The sequence below is a fragment of the Ottowia oryzae genome, from assembly GCF_003008535.1.
Classification (GTDB): domain Bacteria; phylum Pseudomonadota; class Gammaproteobacteria; order Burkholderiales; family Burkholderiaceae_C; genus Ottowia; species Ottowia oryzae.
Window position 1 is genome coordinate 3,475,575 of record NZ_CP027666.1, and the last position, 15,499, is coordinate 3,491,073.

At 69.2% G+C, this 15,499-nt stretch carries 16 protein-coding genes; 9 read left to right on the top strand and 7 right to left on the bottom strand.

From position 1 onward, the window contains the following. Positions 1 to 17 precede the first annotated feature (17 nt). Together C6570_RS15890 and C6570_RS15895 are read left to right on the top strand one after the other, a co-directional pair. A complete protein-coding gene (locus C6570_RS15890) occupies positions 18 to 275 on the top strand; it encodes a hypothetical protein (protein ID WP_106704079.1) in 258 nt (85 codons plus the stop codon). Continuing rightward, the gene (locus C6570_RS15895; protein ID WP_106704080.1) at positions 272 to 682 is read left to right on the top strand and encodes a VOC family protein; all 411 of its coding nucleotides are present in this window, start codon (positions 272 to 274) and stop codon (positions 680 to 682) included. Before C6570_RS15890 ends, C6570_RS15895 begins: the two co-directional genes overlap by 4 nt. A 143-nt stretch (positions 683 to 825) precedes the next feature. Here the strand turns inward: C6570_RS15895 and rlmB are convergent, their stop codons facing one another. Beyond that, the gene (gene rlmB / locus C6570_RS15900; protein WP_106704081.1) at positions 826 to 1,572 is read right to left on the bottom strand and encodes a 23S rRNA (guanosine(2251)-2'-O)-methyltransferase RlmB; all 747 of its coding nucleotides are present in this window, start codon (positions 1,570 to 1,572) and stop codon (positions 826 to 828) included. A gap of 179 nt (positions 1,573 to 1,751) precedes the next feature. Then, a complete protein-coding gene (locus tag C6570_RS15905; protein ID WP_106704082.1) occupies positions 1,752 to 3,974 on the bottom strand; it encodes a c-type cytochrome in 2,223 nt (740 codons plus the stop codon). Positions 3,975 to 4,267: 293 nt separating this feature from the next. Here C6570_RS15905 and C6570_RS15910 point away from each other — a divergent pair, with 293 nt between their 5' ends. Both C6570_RS15910 and C6570_RS15915 read left to right on the top strand, forming a co-directional pair. After that, positions 4,268 to 5,734 carry a phospholipase D-like domain-containing protein gene (locus C6570_RS15910; RefSeq protein ID WP_106704083.1) on the top strand — a complete coding sequence of 489 codons (1,467 nt, stop codon included), beginning with the start codon at positions 4,268 to 4,270 and terminating at the stop codon, positions 5,732 to 5,734. 340 nt (positions 5,735 to 6,074) lie between these two features. Next, a complete protein-coding gene (locus C6570_RS15915; protein ID WP_123812281.1) occupies positions 6,075 to 6,614 on the top strand; it encodes a hypothetical protein in 540 nt (179 codons plus the stop codon). Here the strand turns inward: C6570_RS15915 and C6570_RS15920 are convergent. Continuing rightward, positions 6,611 to 7,342 (bottom strand): ABC transporter ATP-binding protein, encoded by a 732-nt coding sequence (locus C6570_RS15920; RefSeq protein WP_211297613.1) that lies wholly within the window; start codon positions 7,340 to 7,342, stop codon positions 6,611 to 6,613. The genes C6570_RS15915 and C6570_RS15920 overlap by 4 nt on opposite strands. Positions 7,343 to 7,356: 14 nt before the next feature. Between C6570_RS15920 and C6570_RS15925 the strand changes: the two genes are divergently transcribed. Then, positions 7,357 to 7,992: an arylesterase gene (locus tag C6570_RS15925; protein ID WP_106704086.1), complete on the top strand. Its 636-nt coding sequence runs from the start codon at positions 7,357 to 7,359 to the stop codon at positions 7,990 to 7,992. After that, on the top strand, positions 7,989 to 9,065 hold the full coding sequence (gene mnmH, locus C6570_RS15930; protein ID WP_106704087.1) for a tRNA 2-selenouridine(34) synthase MnmH: 1,077 nt from the start codon (positions 7,989 to 7,991) through the stop codon (positions 9,063 to 9,065). The genes C6570_RS15925 and mnmH overlap by 4 nt, the downstream gene beginning before the upstream one ends. 176 nt (positions 9,066 to 9,241) lie before the next feature. On the opposite strand, the gene C6570_RS15935 is transcribed toward mnmH, so the two are convergent. From C6570_RS15935 to C6570_RS15950, 4 genes are all read right to left on the bottom strand, one after another. Beyond that, entirely contained in the window at positions 9,242 to 9,466 is a 225-nt protein-coding gene (locus C6570_RS15935) for a hypothetical protein (protein WP_106704088.1), read from the bottom strand. 14 nt (positions 9,467 to 9,480) lie between these two features. After that, positions 9,481 to 10,389: a DUF2189 domain-containing protein gene (locus C6570_RS15940; RefSeq protein ID WP_106704089.1), complete on the bottom strand. Its 909-nt coding sequence runs from the start codon at positions 10,387 to 10,389 to the stop codon at positions 9,481 to 9,483. A gap of 166 nt (positions 10,390 to 10,555) precedes the next feature. Continuing rightward, complete coding sequence (locus C6570_RS15945; protein ID WP_106704090.1) at positions 10,556 to 11,638, bottom strand: metal-dependent hydrolase; 1,083 nt, start codon at positions 11,636 to 11,638, stop codon at positions 10,556 to 10,558. 180 nt (positions 11,639 to 11,818) lie between these two features. Then, positions 11,819 to 13,036: a PLP-dependent transferase gene (locus C6570_RS15950; protein ID WP_106704091.1), complete on the bottom strand. Its 1,218-nt coding sequence runs from the start codon at positions 13,034 to 13,036 to the stop codon at positions 11,819 to 11,821. Between the two features lie 105 nt (positions 13,037 to 13,141). On the opposite strand from C6570_RS15950, the gene C6570_RS15955 reads away from it, so the two are divergent. The 3 genes from C6570_RS15955 (at position 13,142) to C6570_RS15965 (ending at position 15,479) form a co-directional block, all read left to right on the top strand. Beyond that, complete coding sequence (locus C6570_RS15955) at positions 13,142 to 13,654, top strand: DUF3617 domain-containing protein (RefSeq protein WP_164675553.1); 513 nt, start codon at positions 13,142 to 13,144, stop codon at positions 13,652 to 13,654. Between the two features lie 60 nt (positions 13,655 to 13,714). Then, the gene (locus C6570_RS15960) at positions 13,715 to 14,773 is read left to right on the top strand and encodes a serine/threonine protein kinase (RefSeq protein WP_106704093.1); all 1,059 of its coding nucleotides are present in this window, start codon (positions 13,715 to 13,717) and stop codon (positions 14,771 to 14,773) included. A 124-nt stretch (positions 14,774 to 14,897) separates the two neighbouring features. Continuing rightward, positions 14,898 to 15,479, top strand: a complete 582-nt coding sequence (locus C6570_RS15965; protein ID WP_211297614.1) for an RICIN domain-containing protein — start codon at positions 14,898 to 14,900, stop codon at positions 15,477 to 15,479. Positions 15,480 to 15,499: the final 20 nt, after the last annotated feature.

Consider the following 15,499-nt stretch of genomic DNA (forward strand, 5'->3'; position numbering starts at 1 on the left):
CGTCAGGCAAAACCGCCATGGGCGACACGCACCACGCCATCGCCATTGGTGCCCCGTGCTCGCGTTCGATCAGGGCAGAGGGCCACAGCGGCGGCGTGCCGATCCAGCGCGCTGGCAGCCCGGCGGCCCTGCCTGTGACGACCACCGCGGACTTCCGCCACACCGGCTACGCCCTGCGCAGCCGCTTTGCCAGCTTCAACCACAACGCCTGCGGCCAGGTGCCGCAAGCCCTCAAGCAAGTCTGCGAAAACCAGGCACTGGAGACATCGCCATGAAAGCCAAAGACATCTGGGTGAACGTGCCCGTGAAAGATTTAGACCGCTCCATCGCGTTCTTCACCGCGCTCGGGTTCACCTTCAACCCGCAGTTCACCGACAAGAACGCCACCTGCATGATCGTGGGCGAGAACATCTACGTCATGCTGCTGGTCGAGCCATTCTTTCAGTCCTTCCTGAGCAAGCCCGTCGCCGACGCGCACCAGGCCACCGAAGCGCTGCTGTGCATCGGCCTGCGCAGCCGTGCCGAGGTAGACGCCATGGTGACCGCCGCCCTGGCCGCCGGCGGCAAGGAGCCGCGCGCCGCGCAAGACCACGGCTGGATGTATTCGCGCAGCTTTGAAGACCTGGACGGCCACGTGTGGGAGCCGATGTACAGCGACCTGTCGCTGCTGCCCGGCGCCTGATGTTTATGAATAAAAACAGCTTCCAGCGCAAGTAGCACCTGCGCTGGCAGCTATTTATTCAATAGCAATCGGCCAACGCTTTCGAGCGTCAGAACGAGCCCCACAAAGAGACAAAGAGCGCCCACCAACCTGGCCGCGCGCTTTCAGCCGCCGCGCTGGCGCAGCGCCTCGTACAGGCACACGCCGCTGGCCACGCTGACGTTCAGGCTTTCCACCGCGCCCTTCATCGGGATCTGCACCAGCTGGTCGCAGGTCTTGCGCGTCAGCTGGCGCATGCCGGGGCCCTCGGCGCCCAGCACCAGCGCGGTGGGGCCCGTCAAATCCACCTGGTAGAGCGTCTTGTCGGCGTCTTCGCTCGTGCCGGTCACCCAGATGCCGCGCTCTTTCAGCTCGCCCAGCGTGCGCGCCAGGTTGGTCACCATGAAGTACGGCACCGTCTCTGCGGCGCCGCTGGCCACCTTGGACACGGTGGCGTTGATGCCCGCCGCATGGTCCTTGGGTGCAATGACGGCGTGCGCGCCCGCGCCGTCGGCCACGCGCAGGCAGGCGCCCAGGTTGTGCGGGTCGGTCACGCCGTCCAGCACCAGCAGCAGGGGCACGGTGCCCTGCTCGGCCAAGTCGTCCAGCAACTCGTCCAGCGTGCGCACGCCTTCCAGCGCCTGCACGCGCGCGGCCACGCCCTGGTGCCCGGCGCTGCCCGCCAGCTTGGTCAGGCGGGCGGCGTCGGCCTCGATCACGCGCACGCCGGTTTCGGCCGCGCGGCTCAAAAACTGCTTCATGCGCGCATCGCGGCGGGCGGGGTCGGCATAGACCTCGATCACCGACGCGGGCGCGGTCTTCAGGCGCACGCCCACCGCGTGGAAACCGAACAGGACTTTGGGAGATGACATGGGCGGCATTATCCGGGCGGCGGGCCGGGCAGGCGGGCCTGGCGGGCCGCCGGGACGATGGTCATGAACTAAATCGGCCGCCAGCGCAGACAGGGCCAGCGCTGGCAGCTATCAATTTCATTGCAAACACAGGGCGCGGGCGCGGCCAGCCCTGTCGCCCTGCGGCGCGGCGGGCCGCTTCAGTACCGCGCGTCGGCCGGTTTCTTGTCTTTGGGCCAGTCTTTGACTTTGCCCGCAAAGTCCGGGCGCGGCATGTGGGTGAAGTACTCGGCCACGTCCACCGCTTCCTGATCGCTCAGGCCGCCCTGGCCCAGCGGGAATTTCTCATGGAAGGCGATGGGCATGTTGCGTTTGACGAAGGCGGCGGCGGTGTAGGTGCGCGCCATGCCCGCGCCGATGTTGAACGAATCGTCGCCCCACAGCGGCGGGTAGACCCACTTGCCGGCGGCGTTCTTGATGCCTTCGCCGTTTTCGCCATGGCACAGGGCGCATTGGGCGGTGTAGATCTGCTTGCCGTTGTCGGTGTTGGGCACGATCTTGGGGTCGATCTTGCCCACGCCGCGGCCTGCCACCTTGTCGCCGGGCTTGGTTTCGCGCTTCATCCAGTCGAAGTAGGCGACCATGGCTTTCATTTCATCGGAATCGACCGGCAAGGCCTTGCCGTTCATCGAACGCAGGAAGCAGCCGTTGATGCGGTCTTCCATGGTGATGACGCGGCCTGCGCGCGGCGCATAGCTGGGGAAGAAGGCGGATACGCCGATGTAGGGCGAGCCGTCGGCCACGGTGCCGGCGTTCAGGTGGCAGCTGGCGCAGTTCATGGCGGCGCCCACGTTCTTGGGCAGCATCTCGTGCGTGGCGATGTTCAGGCGCGCGCCCAGCACCAGTTGCTGGGCGTTGGGTTCGCCCAGCATGCTGGCCAGGCGGGGCGTTTCAAACTGGCTGTTGTCGATGTTCTTGGCCGCCAAATCTTTGCGCATGCTGGCCACCATGGCGGCCGTCACGGGTTGGGCGTTGGGCCGGCCCCAGCTCTTGCGCACGAAGTTGGCGATGTCGGCGATCTCAGCATCGCCCAAGCGGGCGAAGCCCGGCATGGTCAGCACGCGCGCATGCGACTGCGTCTGGGGCGACTTCCAGCCCGTCAGCGTGATGTGCAGCAGGGTGGATGGGTCGTCCGACGTCAGTGCGGTGTTGCCCGCCAGCGGCGGGAACACGTTCTTCACCCCCTGGCCATCGGCGCGGTGGCAGTCGGTGCAGAACTGCAGGTAGCCCAGGCCACCAGCGCTGGTGTAGATGTCGGCGGGCACCTTGCCCTCGGCCGCCGGCACCGCCACGGCGCCAGCCGGGGCAATGGCGGGCGTCGGGCCTTGCGCCACCTGCATGGGCAGGTCGTGCTGGCCGGCTGGCAGCGCCTTGAGGTAGGTGCCGATGGCCAGCAGGTCGCCATCGGTCATGTACTGGGTGCTGTTCTGCACCACGTCCACCATGTTGCCCGAGACGGTGCCGTGCTGGTTGCGGCCGGTCTTGAGCATCTCGGCGGTTTCTTCGGGTGTCCACAGGTTGCGCAGACTCAGGGCGCGCCAGTGCTCGACCGTCTCGCCCGACAGGAAATAGCTGCCGCTGCTGCCTTGGTCGGACATCGCCTTTTCCTGAAAGCCGATGCCCCGCGGCGTGTGGCAGGCGCCGCAATGGCCGGCGCCCTGCACGATGTAGGCCCCGCGGTTGAAGGCCTCGGTTTGCCCGGCCACGGGCTTGAACGGCGCGTCGTCCAGGAAGAACCAGTTCCAGATCGCCAGGCCCCAGCGCTGGTTGAACGGGAACGACATGCCCAGCGGCTGGTTGGCCTGGGCCACGGGCGCCACGCCCTTCATCAGGTAGGCGTACAGGGCCTGCAGGTCCTCCGTCGTCATCTTGGCGTACGACGGGTACGGCATGGCGGGGTAGAGGTTGTGGCCGTCAGCGGCCACGCCCTTGCGCATGGCGCGCTCGAACTGCTCGAAGCTGTATTGGCCGATGCCGTGCGTGGCGTCGGGCGTGATGTTGGTCGAATAGAGCTTGCCGAAGGGTGTCTCCAGCGCCAAGCCACCCGCCAGGGGCTTGCCCTGTGCGCTGGTGTGGCAGGCCACGCAATCGCCCAGGCGGGCCACGTAGCGACCTTTTTCAACCAGAGCGCGGGTGGCGGCGTCGAGATCGCTGGCGTAGTTGGCAGGCAGGTCGTCGATGACCTTCGCGCCCTGCGCGTGGGGCGAAGGCGCCGAGGGCGAAGAGGCGGGCGATTGCAACGCGGCCGCGCCCGCAGCAGCGGACGGCGCAGTGGCGGGCGCGTTGCCCAAAGCCAGCCCCCCGCTGAACAAGGCCGCGGCGCCCAGCAGGGCGGTAAGGGCGGATACGGTGGCAGTTTTCATGGTGAGGGCCGCTGGGTTGGCCGATGGCTCGGCCGCCTGGGCGGTCTTAATCGTTTATCGAATAAGCAAATGCAAAGTGTTTATATGCCTGCATACGAACGCGCGCAATCGCGCCGGGCCGCCGTCGCGCGCGACTTCGCAACCGATTGATGTAGGTCAAGCCGACCCTCCGTCGGCGCCGCTGTTACACGCGAACCACGCGGTCAGCGCAGGGGCCCGAGACCAGCCACCGCGGTACCGCGCGCATCGCCTCCGCGCCAGCACGAACGACCACCGCCTAGACTCTGCCCTGCATGATCCGCCTGCCCACCCTGTCGCCGCTTGAACACCTGGCCTTTGTCTCGGCGGGCCTGCTGGTCTACGTGGTCACCACGCGGGTGCGGCGCCAGCGCCGCCCGCCCTACGCGGCGCTGGCCTGGGTGCTGGGCATTGCCGCGTTTCCGTACCTCGGCATTCCGATTTTTCTGATCTTCGGCACACGCAAGGTGGTGCGGCCCACCAGCGACCCGCAGCCCGCGCCGCAGGGCGACTGGGCCGTGCTGGCGCCGCCCTGGGCCACGCGCCTGCTGGCCGCGCTGGGCGTGGCCGAGGCGCACCCGCAGGCCAGCGTGCAGTTTCAGGCCGAGGGCGACGAAGCCCTGCGCGCCCTGGTGGCGTTGATGCGCTCGGCGCGCCGCACGCTGGACGTGTGCACCTACGTGCTGGGCGACGACGAGGTGGGCGCCCAGGTGGCGCACATCCTGAGCGAACGCGCCCGCGCCGGTGTGCGCGTGCGCCTGCTGGTGGACGCCATCGGCAGCCTGAAAAGCGCGCACAGCCACGACGCGCAACTGAAAACCGCCGGCGTACAGACGCGCCTGTTCATGCCGCTGCGCCACAACCCGCGCCGCAGCCGCACCAACATGCGCGACCACCGCAAGCTGGTCGTCGCCGACGGCCAGCACGTATGGGGCGGCGGGCGCAACCTGGCCAACGAATACTTCATCGGCAGCACCACCGAGCCGCCCTGGCTGGACTTGAGCTTCACCGCCACCGGCACGCTGGCCGTGCAGGCGCACGCGATGTTCGAGGGCGACTGGCGCCTGGCGCGCGGGCTGAACCGCAACCCGCGCATCGGCTACGCGGAACGCGTGCGGCTGTACGAAGCGCAGGCGCTGGACGAAGGCCGCACGCTGCGCAGCGACGCCGCCCGCCCCTCGCCCGACGACCCCACTCACCGCGCCGCGCCCCTGGCCCAGTGGGTGCCCAGCGGCCCCGACTTTCACGACGACGTGCTGCACGCACTGCTGACGTCGGCCGCCGTTCACGCCACGGACCGCCTGTTGCTGGCCACGCCGTACTTCGTGCCCGACGACGGCCTGCTGGAAGCGCTGACCCTGGCCGCACGCCGCGGCGTGCGCGTGCTGCTGCTGTTGCCCGCCGATTCCAACCACCGCCTGCCCGACATCGCGCGCGGGCGCGCGGTGCGCGAAATGGTCGAAGCGGGTGCCGAGGTGCGCCTGCTGCCGCGCATGATGCACGCCAAGGCCGTGGTGGTGGACCACGCGCTGGCGCTGTGCGGCTCGGCCAACCTGGACGGGCGCAGCCTGTTCGTCAACTTCGAGGCGATGGCCGCCTTCTACGGCCCCACTGAAATCGACTGGCTGGCGCAGTGGATCGAAACCCACGCGGCCGAAGGCACCCCGGCCACGGCCACCCCGCCTTCCTGGGGGCGAGATCTGCTGGAAGGCATGGTTACGTCGGTGGCGTACCAGCTGTGACGCTGGCGTGGCATGGCTTGCCGGCGCAGGCCGTGGCACTCGCAGTTCGTATGGACACTTCAATATTGATAGCTGCCGCCGCTCATCAGACGGGCGCTGTCGGCCCATTTGACCTAAATTCTCGACCCACGGTGGAGCGCAGAACGACCTGGGCACAATGCGCGGATGAACCAGCCTGCGCCTTGCCTGCCGTTGGCCGTCTGGGCCAAAGGGCGCCGCGCCCGCGCGCTTCGAATGGCCCGATCGGCGCATGAGTCGCTCACAACGGGTGTACAAGCTTGACCCCCGTGCACGCGCCATGGCGGTCGGCCGGCAGCCCCAATCCTGCGAGTCACTGATCTTGTCGCGCCAAACCCTGCTACAGCGCTGCGGCCTGGCCTTGGCCCGCGTGCTGCTTTTCGTCTGCCTGACGCTCGCCGCCAGTCAGGGCCTGCCCTACATCCTGACCTCAGAGGCCTACCCTGGCGCCAAGCCGGTACACCCCAACTTTCCCATCGCGGTGCTGAAGGACGGTGCGCCCGCCGTCGTACGCTGGCGCGACTACGAACTGAACCCGTCGCAGTATCAGAGCAAGCTGCTGATACCCACCACGGCGACACCAACGCGCCACGCCTTGGCGGAGCACGACACTCTGGAGGTGACGCCTCGTGCTGACGGCGTACTGGACGTGAAATACAGCGACGAGGGCACCATCTTCTGGTCGCGCTATCGCGTGGCCAATCACGAGGTGACGCCCATCGCTTTTCGCTTCAGCGGGCCGTTTGTGGCGTATTGGGCGCTCTTGGTCGCTGGCCTCGGCACGATCTTGATTCCGCCAGGGTTTAGCCGGTCGATCCGATGGGGCCGGCGCGCGCGTGCCGACGCCCGCGCGTCGCTCTAAGCCGCGGCCGCCGCGCGCTCGTCCGCCGCAATGCGGCCCGCTTCCACCGTCAGCCGGCGCTCGCACAGCGCAGCGATCGCGCGGTCGTGCGTCACCATCACCAGCGTGGTGCCTTGCTCTCGGTTCAGGTCGAACATCAGCTCCATGATTTTTTCGCCCGTGGCGAAGTCCAGGCTGCCGGTAGGCTCGTCGGCCAGTAGCACGGCCGGGTGCACGACGAAGGCGCGCGCCAAGGCCACGCGCTGCTGCTCGCCGCCCGACAGCACCTTCGGGTAGCGGCCCAGGCGCTCGGCCAGGCCCACGCGGGCGAGCATCTCGGCAGCGGCGCCGCGCGCGTCGCGGCGGCCGGCCAGCTCCAGCGGCAGCATCACGTTTTCCAGCGCGGTCAGGTTGCCCAGCAGCTGGAAGCTTTGAAACACAAAGCCGACCTTGCGTGCGCGCAAGGCCGCGCGCTGGTCTTCGCCCACGGCAAAAAGATCGTCGCCATCCAGCCGAACAGTGCCGCGCGTGGGCGTGTCCAGCCCCGCGATGATCGACAGCAGCGTGCTCTTGCCCGAGCCCGACGCGCCCACGATGGCCACGGTTTCGCGCGGTGCCAGGGCGAAATCGATATCGCGCAGAATATCCAGCGTGCCGGTGGAGTCGGTGACCGACTTGAAAACATGCTCCACCGTGATGATCTGGGGGCGAGGGGTGTTCGGCGTGCCGCCGGGCATGGGTTCCGTCATTGAGAGGCTGTTTCTTGTTGCGACGACACTTTATCCGCTCCGTCCTTTGGGCCGCTGCACTGGGCGTATCCGCCGCTGGCCACGCGGCCGACGCGCCCAAGGTGCTGGTGGTGGGCGATTCGCTCAGCGCCGAGTACGGCCTGGCGCGCGGCACGGGCTGGGTGGCCCTGCTCACGCAAAAGCTGCAGGCCGACAAGGTGCCCGCGCAGGTGGTCAATGCCAGCATTTCGGGCGACACCACGGCCGGGGGCCGCGCGCGCCTGCCGGCGCTCTTGAAGACGCATCAGCCGAAGGTGGTGGTGATCGAGCTGGGCAGCAATGACGCGCTGCGAGGCCTGTCGCTGCAGGCGACCCAAGCCAACCTGACGGCCATGACGCAGGCCGCGCAACAGGCCGGCGCCAAGGTGCTGCTGATCGGCATGCAGATGCCGCCCAACTACGGCGCGGCCTACGGCAAGCAGTTTTCCGACCTGTTCGGCCAAGTGGCCAAGGCCAACGGCGCGGCGCTGGTGCCCTTCATGCTCAAGGGCGTAGCGGACCAGGCGGACGCCCTCAAGCTGTTCCAGGCCGACCGCATCCACCCCACGGCCGAGGCGCACCCGACCATCCTGGCCAACATCTACCCCAGCCTGCGAAAGATGCTGCCTTGAGCGTTCACCGAATTGACGCGGGCGTTGCGCTGGCGCAGCTGGGAGCTTTCAGCGCAGTGATCGACGCGCGCAGCGAAAGCGAATGGGCACACGACCACCTGCCCGGCGCCCTCAACTGGCCCAGCCTGCACGACGACGAGCGCGCGCGCGTCGGCACGATGTACAAACAGGTCAGCCCCTTCGAGGCGCAGAAACTTGGCGCCGCGCTGGTGGCCCGCAACATTGCCGCGCACATCGAGCGCGAGGTGATGGACAAGCCCAAGAACTGGCAACCGCTGCTGTACTGCTGGCGCGGCGGCAAGCGCAGCGGCGCGCTGGGCCTCATCCTGGGGCAGATCGGCTTTCGCGTGCAGGTGATCGAAGGGGGCTACAAGGCCTTTCGGCGCGCCATGCTGGCCGACTTGCCCGCGCGCGTGCAGCGCCTGCAATACCGCGTGGTGTGCGGGCCCACCGGCTCGGGCAAGACACGGCTGCTGCACGCGCTGCACGCGGCCGGCGCGCAGGTGCTGGATCTGGAGGCGCTGGCCAGCCACCGCGCTTCGGTGCTGGGCCTGATTCCTGGCCACCCGCAGCCATCGCAAAAGCGCTTTGAGATGTTGGTGTGGGAAACGCTGCGCGCCTTCGACCCCGCCCGGCCCGTGTACGTGGAGGCGGAAAGCAAGAAGGTGGGCAACGTCACCCTGCCCGACGCGCTGATCGACGCCATGCGCGCCAGCCCATGCCTGCGCGTGGACTTATCGCAAGACGAGCGCGTGGCCCTGCTGCTGGAGGACTACCCCTTCTTTGTGCGGGACCCGGATTTCTTCTGCCGGCGCCTGGATACGCTGGTGGCGCTGCGCGGTCGCGCCGTGGTCGACGAGTGGACGGCACAGGTGCACAGCGGCCACACCGAGGCGGTGGTGCGCGACCTGCTGGCGCGCCACTACGACCCGGGCTACGCCGCATCGACGCAGCGCAACTTCAGCCAGTTTGACCAGGCAGCGGCCGTGGCGCTGGCGGATCGCTCGCCCGCCGCACTGGCCGCGGCGGCGCGGGACATCCTGGTAGCGCCGACACCCGCTTCGCCCCATTGAGCTCACGCGCGGCGCGCTGCAAGGCGCGCTCGCTGCCGAGGCCTTGCACGCAGCATCGCTTGTCTGCCTGATCGGTGCGCCACCAAAGATAACGGGCGCCAAAGCGCCCGTCGGGTTGCGCGCCCCTGCGGGGGCGCAGGTCGGCGGATCAGCAAAAGGCCGAACCAGCGGCCGACTCAGTCACCACCGTCGCCGCCGCCGTCACCGCCTTCACCAGCGCTGCCCGCATCGGCCCCGTCGCCGCCGTGTGCAGCACCATCGGCCTCTTCGGGGCCCTGGCCTTCGCCGTCCGGCAACAGGCCGGCCTTGCGGTCGGCCTTGGCGCGGGCCTTGTCCTCTTTCTTTCGCTTTTTCTCCAGCTCACGCTGGCGTTTCTCGTAGCCGTAGTTGGGGGTGGCCAATTCGCAGATCTCCTTCAGATTCGATCCACTGTATCACCCACTGTCGGCACGGCTTCCTTGGGCATTGATGACGGCGGCTCTTGCCACCGCACGGCGCCGCGGTAGGCGTGCCAGCTGGCGTGCCCCAGCAGCGGGCCGATCACCACGAAGCCCGCGCCCCAGGTGGCCAGCGCCACCGCGATCAACAAGGTGATCAGAAAGCCCCACCAGAACAAGGTGATCGGGTTGGCAAACACCACGCGGATGCTGGTGATGGCGGCGCTGATGGCGTCGGTGTCGCGATCCAGAATCATCGGGATGGACACCACGGCCGTGGAATACACCAGCAGCGCGAAAACGCCGCCCACGGCCAGGTACACCAGCACGAATTCGAGGTTCTCGGGGTTGAAGATGGCCTGCAGCACCCCGGCGGTGGACGGCATGCCGGTGTTGAAGAACACGGCGAAGACCACCAGCGAGGCGCGGCCCCACAGCAGCTCCAGCACGATCAGCACCAGCACCAGCATGCCCATGCTGCGCAGGTGCTTGTCCCAGCACGTCAGCGATGCCCCCAGCTCGGGCTTGACGCCCAGCTCGCGCCGCCGGCTGACTTCGTAGAGCCCCATCGCCAGAAACGGCCCGACCAGCAGGCAACCTGAGGCGATCGACATCACGTATTCCGGCCGGTTGCGAAACACCAGCGTCAGCACCGCCGCCATTGCCCAGAAGCACAGGCCGTAGAACACGCCGATGCCGGGCGCGGCCATGAAATCACGCCAGCCCAGGCCCAGCCAGCGCAGCGGGTCGCGCAGCGTCAGCGGCACCATGATCGCCATCGGCACGGTGGAGGGTGGCGGCACGTAGGGTTGGTAGTCGGCCGCATCCAGCGCGACCTGCGCAGATGGCGATGGCGGCGCGGGAGGTGCGTGCGGTGAATCTGGCATGGGCGGTGCGGCGCAGAGCGTGAAGTCGGCAAGAACGCCGCGAACCGGCGGCGGCTTGGCGCGCACCCGCCGGCTGCGGCCGTGTCAGCGTACCGCCCGCCTGCGCGTGCGGCAAGCAAGGGGTTTCACTCAGTGCGGCGGAGGCCGAAGCCGCGGCTTGACCGCGTCAAGCGCCCGGCGTGTGCCAGATGCGCTGCCACACCCCGCGCCACAGCGCGCCGATACCGTCGGGCGACAGCGCTGCGCCGCCGCTGGCGGGTACGCGCGCGGGCGGCATCAGGGCTTGCCACGCCGCGCCCGGTGCGCGCGTGGCCACGGCGAAGTTGAAGGTGTAGTCCGGCTCCAGCCCCATGCGCAGGTCGCTCAGCACCAGCACGTCCTGGCCTTCGACGCCACTTTGCACGCCCGCTACGGTTGCGGCGCCCGGCTGCACCTGCGCACGCATGAAGCCGTGGTTGAACCAGCCGAGCCGCTGCACGGCGGGGTACGCCGCCACGGCCTGAAGCGCGGCCGTGTCGCTGGTGTGGGCGGCAAAGCGCATGGGCCCGCGGTCGGCCACCAGCGATCGGTCGGCCATCACGTAGCCGTCTGGCGTCATCGCCACCACGCGCCACAGCAAGGTGTTGAAAGGCTGGGGCACCGAAAAACGCGGCGCGTGCGCCAGCCCCATTGGCGCCAACGCGGCCACGGCGGCGCGGTCGACCAGCGCCTTGGCCAGCACCGACCAGCCGAGGTACGCGCTGGACAGCGCCAGCCCCGCCACCAGCGCGTGCTGCGCCAGCGCCCGGCGCGGCACGGCCCAGGCCACCGCGCAGGCGACCAGCAGCCACACGGTGTACAGCGGGTCGATGATGAAGACGGTCGACCACATCGTGGGGCGCGCCGGCAGTGGCCACCACAGCTGCGTGCCGTACACGGTGAATGCGTCCAGCAGCGGATGGGTGACCAAGGCCAGCAGGATGGCCCAGAACCACGCGCGAGGCGCCTGCGCCACGCGCCCGCCCCGCCTGCGGAAAAAGGCCCAGATGGCCCAGGCTACCAATGGCAGCACCAGCAGCGAATGGGTCACGCTGCGGTGCCAGGTCATCAGCGCAACCGGGTCTTGGGTGAGCAGCGAGATCGGCAGGCTGTCCAGATCGGGCAGCGTGCCCAGCACCGCGCCCGCCGCCAGCGCCGCGCGGCGGTGGCTGGCGGGCACCACGGCGGCCGCAACGGCGCCGCCAAGCGCGATTTGGGAGAGGGAATCCATAGGGAAGGCTCAGCGCCCGCGCTGCCAGACATTCAAGTAAAACAAGCCTCCAGCGCCCGCTGCACCAGCGCCGGCAGCTACTCTTTTCATAGTAATTACAGCACGCCGCGCAGCGCGGCAGAGGGGCGCTGGCGCGTGGCCAAACCCCAGCGCCACGCAGCGCTGCGCTGCTGAGCGAGCTCAGCCCGGCAGGGCCGCCGCCAGGGCCTGTTGCAGATCGGCCTGCAGATCGTCGGCGGCCTCTAGCCCGGTGGCAAAGCGCACCACCGTGCCTTGCGCCAGGTGCGCGGGCCAGCCCTGGTTGCGCATGGTGGCCAGCTCGTAGGGCACCACCAGGCTGACGGGGCCGCCCCAGCTGTAGCCCAGCTTGAACAGCTTGAGCGCATCGCAAAACGCGTCCACCTGCGCCTGGGTGTAGCGCGCATCGACCACCACGCTGAACAGGCCCGCCGCCGCGCCCTGGCCGCGCGCGTCGGCCGCGCCGCACAGCTGGCGCCAGTGCGCGTGGCCGGGCGATCCGTCCAGCGCAGGGTGCAGCACCTGGGCAAAGGCCGACTGGTTCAGGCACCAACGCGCCAGCTGGCGTGCCGCCTTGTCCTGCGCGTGGTAGCGCAAGGCGATGCTGGGCAGCGCGCGCAGCACCGCTTCGGCGTCGTTGCCGCCCACGCCCAGGCCCAGGCGCATGTGGGTCAGCTTGATCTTCATGTGCAGGCCCAAATCGCGCGTGGTCACGCTGCCCATCAGCACGTCGCCGCCGCCGCTGGGGTATTTGGTGACGGCCTGCGCCGTCAGGTCCACCGCCAGGCCGTGGCCGTCCAGGTCAAAGGCGTTGAAGGCCAGGCCCGCGCCCCAGGTGTTGTCCAGCGCGCTGACCACGCCGCGTTCGCGGCACAGGCGCGCTTGCGCGATCAGGTCGGGCATTTCCATGGTGACGGAGCCGGCCGCCTCCAGCCACACCAGCTTGGTGCGGGGCGTGATGCGCGCAGCCAGATCGGCCACGTCCATCGGGTTGTAGTACTGGTGGGTGATGCCGAAGGCGGCCAGCTCGCCCTCGGCCAGCGTCTTGTTGGGGCCGTACGCGTTGTCGGGGATGAGCACCTCGTCGCCCGTTTTAAGCAGCGCCAGCGCCACGTTGGCGATGGCGGCCAGCCCGCTGGGCACCAGCACGGTTTGCAGGCCGCCTTCCAGGGTGGCGATGCGCTCTTCCAGCACGAAGGTGGTGGGCGTGCCGTGCAGGCCGTAGGTGTAGGCGGACTTGTCCTTCCATTCGCGCGTGCGCATGGCCGCCACGTTGGGGAAAACCACGGTGGACGCCTTGAAAACGCCTTGCTGCGGCGCCTCAAAATCTGCAGGCGCGCGGTAGGGGTGGTGGATGAGCTGGGTGCTGATGTCTTGCATGGTGCGGCAATGGTAGGGCACGCCCTGGCCGCTGACGGACGCCGTCGCCGGCGCCCCGGCCCGCTGGCTATCATGGCTTTCCCTGCAGACGCACGAGGATTCCTGATGACCCGCCCCGCACCGCTGGCCCTGATCTGCCTGGCCGCCCTCACCGCCGCCGCGCCCGCGCTGGCGCAAACGGTGATGAAGCCCGGCGGCTGGGAAGTGGCCACCAGCATCTCGCGCGAACTGCCCGGCCAGCCCGCCGAAGCGCTGGGCCGCCACACCATGAAGATCTGCCTGACGCCGGAATTCCTGGCTGCCGATCCCTACCTCAGCCCCAACCTGGACGACCAGCGCATGGCCGCACGCCAGGCCAAATGCACCTCGTCCGACTACCAGCGCGAGGGCGACAGCGCCAGGTGGATCATGGAATGCACCGTGGCCGACGGCAGCACCCTGCGCGCGCAGATCAGCAACCACGCCGAGCTGGACCGCCTGACCACGCGCATGGTGCAAGACGTGGAACGCCCCGGCGGCAGCAAGGGCCGCGTGACCATGGCGGGCGAAGGCCGCTACGTGGGCGACTGCACCGAAGACATGACCAAGCCCCAACCCCCGGTGCGCCCAAAACCGTAGCGCGCCGCCGGCGCCGCTGATCGCGCCGACCCCGCTGCGCCCACGCGCCACAATCGGCGCATGACCCCGAGCCCCCAAGCCCCCCACCCCTTTGACCGCCTGACGCCCGACGTGGTGGTGGACGCCCTGGCCGCCGTGGGCCTGATGGCCGACGGGCGGCTGATGGCCCTCAATTCCTACGAAAACCGCGTGTACCTGGCGCACCTCGAGCGCGGCACGCCCCTGGCCGACGCGCACCCGGCGGTGGTGCTGAAGTTCTACCGCCCCGGGCGCTGGAGCGCCGCGCAGATCGCCGAAGAACACACCTTCGCCGCCGAGCTGATGGCGGCCGAGGTGCCGGTGGTCGGCCCGCTGCAGCTGAACGGCCGCACCCTGCATGAATTCGAGGGCTATGCCTTCAGCGTCAGCCCGCGCCGGGGCGGCCGCGCGCCCGAGCTGGACGACCCCGAAGCGCTGGAAGCCATTGGCCGCTTTCTGGCACGCCTGCACGGCGTGGGCGCCGCTGCCCCCTTTGCGCACCGCCCGGGCATCAACGCGCAGACTTACGGCCACGCGCCGCGCGAATGGCTGCTGGCGCAGGGCGCCGTGGCGCCCGAGGTGCGCAGCGAATGGGCCGAGCTGAGCGAAAACGCTATACAAATCGCAGCTTGCAGCGCAATACCCACCAGCGCTGTCGGCCATTTTGATTCAGATATCAACCCCATCGCCACGCTGCGCCTGCACGGCGACTGCCACCCCGGCAACATCCTCTGGACGCCGCTGGACGTGCCCGGCGGCGGCCCGCACTTCGTCGACCTGGACGACTGCCGCAGCGGCCCGTCGGTGCAAGATTTGTGGATGCTGCTGTCGGGCGAGCGGCACGACCAGCAGCGCCAGCTGGGCGCGCTGCTGGACGGCTACGAGCAGCTGCGCGAATTCGACCGGCGCGAGCTGGCCCTGATCGAGCCGCTGCGCACGCTGCGCCTGATCCACTACAGCGCCTGGCTGGCCCAGCGCTGGGACGACCCGGCCTTTCCCGCCGCCTTCCCCTGGTTCGGCACGGCCGACTATTGGCGCGGGCAGGTGCACATGCTGACCGAGCAGATCGAAGCCATGCAGTCGGCGCCGCTGGTGGCGTGACATCGGCCCGCCGGGCTGATCAACGATGACCTGCCCGCCCGCTGCCGCGAGGTGCACCAAGGCGCGCCAGGCGCCAAGCGCCTTCGCGTTATGGTCGGGCGGTTGAAGTTCTCGCTGTTCACCGATGTTGATTGCTGCACGCCGCACCTTGGCGCCCTTTCTTCTGCTCACTGCGCTGGGCGCCGCCAGCGCCTTCGCTCAGGCCCCCAACGCCGCCGACCGCCCCGCCGGCCACCTGCGCCTGGTCGACAAGCTGGACAGGCCGCAGGACGGCTACTGCCTGGACATCATGGGCTCGGGCGACCACATCCGGCCTGACCTGCCGATGACCGTGCACAACTGCAAGCCCGGCCTGTACGCCGACGAAGCCGTGCGGCTGGAGCCGGACGGCCGCCTGTACTTTCCCGCCTACCGCCTGTGCGCCACCGTGGCTGGCCTGAACGGGCGCGCCCTGGCCGGCGCCGCGGTGATGCCGCGCCCCTGCGGCGAACGCTCGCCTTTCATGGAAGCCGACGCGCTGCAGCGCTTTGTGCACCGCCCCGACGGGCGGGTGGAGCTGCGCGGCTCCGGCCTGTGCCTGAGCGCGGGCACCGAATCCGACCGCACTTTTGAAGCCACGCACCGCTGGCGCACGCTGAGCGTGGCGCGCTGCAACCACGCCGACCCGAAGCTGTCGCGCTGGCAATTCGTGGTGCCCAAGCCCTAAGCCGAAGGAGCTGGCGGGCC

Excerpts from the sequence above, each read along its gene's own strand:
- C6570_RS15890 (WP_106704079.1), top strand. The coding sequence starts at position 18 with ATGGGCGACACGCACCACGCCATCGCCATTGGTGCCCCGTGCTCGCGT.
- C6570_RS15895 (WP_106704080.1), top strand. The coding sequence starts at position 272 with ATGAAAGCCAAAGACATCTGGGTGAACGTGCCCGTGAAAGATTTAGAC.
- rlmB (WP_106704081.1), bottom strand. The coding sequence starts at position 1,572 with ATGTCATCTCCCAAAGTCCTGTTCGGTTTCCACGCGGTGGGCGTGCGC.
- C6570_RS15905 (WP_106704082.1), bottom strand. The coding sequence starts at position 3,974 with ATGAAAACTGCCACCGTATCCGCCCTTACCGCCCTGCTGGGCGCCGCG.
- C6570_RS15910 (WP_106704083.1), top strand. The coding sequence starts at position 4,268 with ATGATCCGCCTGCCCACCCTGTCGCCGCTTGAACACCTGGCCTTTGTC.
- C6570_RS15920 (WP_211297613.1), bottom strand. The coding sequence starts at position 7,342 with ATGACGGAACCCATGCCCGGCGGCACGCCGAACACCCCTCGCCCCCAG.
- C6570_RS15940 (WP_106704089.1), bottom strand. The coding sequence starts at position 10,389 with ATGCCAGATTCACCGCACGCACCTCCCGCGCCGCCATCGCCATCTGCG.
- C6570_RS15945 (WP_106704090.1), bottom strand. The coding sequence starts at position 11,638 with ATGGATTCCCTCTCCCAAATCGCGCTTGGCGGCGCCGTTGCGGCCGCC.
- C6570_RS15950 (WP_106704091.1), bottom strand. The coding sequence starts at position 13,036 with ATGCAAGACATCAGCACCCAGCTCATCCACCACCCCTACCGCGCGCCT.
- C6570_RS15955 (WP_164675553.1), top strand. The coding sequence starts at position 13,142 with ATGACCCGCCCCGCACCGCTGGCCCTGATCTGCCTGGCCGCCCTCACC.
- C6570_RS15960 (WP_106704093.1), top strand. The coding sequence starts at position 13,715 with ATGACCCCGAGCCCCCAAGCCCCCCACCCCTTTGACCGCCTGACGCCC.
- C6570_RS15965 (WP_211297614.1), top strand. The coding sequence starts at position 14,898 with ATGTTGATTGCTGCACGCCGCACCTTGGCGCCCTTTCTTCTGCTCACT.